Annotated in this window: 1 protein-coding gene and 2 pseudogenes; all 3 read left to right on the forward strand. The window is 46.9% G+C overall.

Going from position 1 to position 2674, the window contains the following annotated elements; genetic code table 11:
• The first annotated feature begins 24 nt into the window (after positions 1-24).
• The 3 genes and pseudogenes from JCM17102_RS20810 to JCM17102_RS28715 all read left to right on the forward strand — a co-directional run bounded on the left by JCM17102_RS20810 (position 25) and on the right by JCM17102_RS28715 (position 2591).
• The gene (locus JCM17102_RS20810; RefSeq protein WP_025076550.1) at positions 25-333 is read left to right on the forward strand and encodes a DUF3853 family protein; all 309 of its coding nucleotides are present in this window, start codon (positions 25-27) and stop codon (positions 331-333) included.
• Between the two features lie 14 nt (positions 334-347).
• Positions 348-1423 (forward strand): annotated as a pseudogene (locus JCM17102_RS28710) (AAA family ATPase).
• 212 nt (positions 1424-1635) lie between these two features.
• Positions 1636-2591 (forward strand): annotated as a pseudogene (locus tag JCM17102_RS28715) (DUF8464 domain-containing protein).
• The last annotated feature ends 83 nt before the right edge of the window (positions 2592-2674 follow it).

Here is a 2674-nt window from a genome sequence, read left to right on the forward strand (position 1 = left end):
TTAAACGACTAAATAGATTGGACGATGACAAATCTTCAAGAGTTATTATCAAAACCCGTCTGGCAGATGACAGGCGAAGAGTTCATATTCCTAAGCAAGCACGCTTCCCATCAAACGGAAACGCAGCCACAGCCCGTTACGGACGCAGAAAGAAAGTATGTGTACGGAATACTGGGCATAGCCAAACTGTTCGGGTGCAGTCTGCCCACCGCCCACCGCATCAAGAAAAGCGGAAAGATTGACAAGGCAATCACTCAGATAGGGCGCAAGATTATCGTGGATGTGGAACTTGCCCTTGAACTTGCCGGAAAGAAAACAGGAGGACGGAAATAACGGGAGATATGGCTATGGACTATATAAGAGAAACTAAGGATATATCGGCAGAAGAAGCCATAATCCTTTGGCAAGCCTCACGTTTGAGCCTGTCGAAAAGTTATGAGAAAGCCCCTGAAATCCTCAAAGTGCATGGCTCTGTCATTGGGACATTAGGCAATTTCAGCGCATCCATCGGCAAAGCCAAAAGTAAAAAGACATTCAATGTGTCGGCTATCGTAGCCGCCGCATTGAAGAACGGCACAGTGTTGCGGTATGTGGCGGAATTGCCGGAAGATAAGCGTAAAGTGCTTTATGTTGATACGGAACAAAGCCCTTACCATTGCCTGAAAGTCATGACACGCATTTTACGGATGGCTGGCTTGCCCGATGACAGGGACAATGAGAACCTTGAATTTCTCGCTTTGAGAAAATACACGCCTGAGCAACGTATCAAGATTGTGGAACAGGCTATTTACAATACACCCGACATCGGTCTTGTAATTATAGACGGCATACGGGATATGGTGTATGACATCAACAGCCCCAGCGAATCCACACGCATCATATCCAAGCTGATGCAGTGGACGGATGACAGGCAGATACACATCCATACGATACTACATCAGAACAAGGGGGATGAGAACGCAAGAGGGCATATCGGTACGGAGTTGAACAACAAGGCGGAAACCGTATTACTGGTAGAAAAGGACAAGGGCAATGGTGACATCAGCCATGTTTCAGCCATTCACATCCGGGCAATGGACTTTGAGCCTTTTGCGTTCCGCATCAACGACAAAGCCCTTCCCGAACTCATGGAGGTTACAAGCCCGAAGCCAAGAAGCCGGGAAGACCCGAAGAAGAGAGGTTCGACCCTTACAGGCATATCACCGAGCAGCAGCACCGTATCGCCCTGGAAGCCGTTTTCGGTCTGAAAGAGGAGTACGGCTACAAGGAACTGGAAGATGCCTTAATCAAGACCTATATGTCAGTGGGTGTAAAGCTGAACCATAAAAAGGCGGTATCGCTCATCACCATGCTCCGCAACAAGCGGATGATAGTACAGGAGAACGGCAGAAAATACACCTTCATGCCCGATTTCCACTATTAGACCGTTTCCATGCAACCACTTCACTTTATTCTCGGGGTGTATATATTAGGAATATAGTGAAGTGCTTGGGGAATGGGACAAAATCACTTCACTTTATTACCGTATCCTATATATACGAGAATTTAGTGAAGTGGTTATAAACCGTACTTCCTGAAAAGGTACGGGCGAAAAGAAAAACAAATCAATTCACCAACTACTAAAACAATCATTTTATGGATATACAGACAGCCAAGCAAATAAGGATAGCAGATTATCTGTACAGCTTGGGTTATTCACCAGTAAAACAACAAGGTATCAACCTTTGGTACAAATCTCCACTTCGGGAAGAGAGCGAAGCATCGTTCAAAGTGAATACCGAACGTGAACAATGGTATGACTTCGGTTTGGGTAAAGGTGGTGGCATCATTGAACTGGCTGCACACCTGTACGCTACTGACCATGTACCTTACATCCTGAAACAGATAGCGGAGCAGACACCGAATGTGCGCCCGGTATCTTTCTCTTTTGGCAAGCAAAGCTCTTCCGAACCGAGCTTCCAACAGTTGGAAATAGTTCCTTTATCGTCCCCTGCCCTGCTTGCCTACTTACAAGATAGAGGAATTAACATAGAACTGGTGAAAAGAGAATGCAGTGAAGCACGTTTCACCCACAACGGCAAGCGGTACTTTGCCATCGCCTTTCCCAATGTATCGGTGGATATGAAATCCGCAACCGCTATTTCAAGGGCTGCATCGCCCCAAAGGAAATCTCCCACATCAGACAATCGGGGAAAGCGAGGCATACTTGTTATGTATTCGAAGGATTCATGGACTATCTCTCCTTTCTGACATTGAGACAGGAGAGCTGCCCGAATTATCCGGAATTGGACGGGCAGGACTACATTGTATTGAACTCCGTATCGAATGTGAACAAGGCTCTCTATCCGTTGGGCAATTACGAACGCATCCACTGCTTTTTCGACAACGACCGTGCAGGCATGGAAGCCCTCCAACAAATCCGCAAGGAATACAGTAGAGACCTGTACATCCGTGACGCTTCGCAGACTTACAGCGGATGCAAGGACTTGAACGAATACTTACAGAAACAGGTTGAAAGAAACAGGCAAGTACAATCCGACAAAGGGGTGCGCAGCCAGTCACCGAAAAAGAAAAACGGCTTTCGGTTATAGCCCACTATAACTACACGCTCCGCTTTCGTAGTTGTGGGCTCTCCCGAGGGGATTAGGGCTTTGCCCTAATAACCCACTCAAGG

The sequence above is a fragment of the Bacteroides faecichinchillae JCM 17102 genome (assembly GCF_000614145.1).
GTDB classification, from domain to species: domain Bacteria; phylum Bacteroidota; class Bacteroidia; order Bacteroidales; family Bacteroidaceae; genus Bacteroides; species Bacteroides faecichinchillae.

Excerpts from the sequence above, each read along its gene's own strand:
- JCM17102_RS20810 (WP_025076550.1), top strand. The coding sequence starts at position 25 with ATGACAAATCTTCAAGAGTTATTATCAAAACCCGTCTGGCAGATGACA.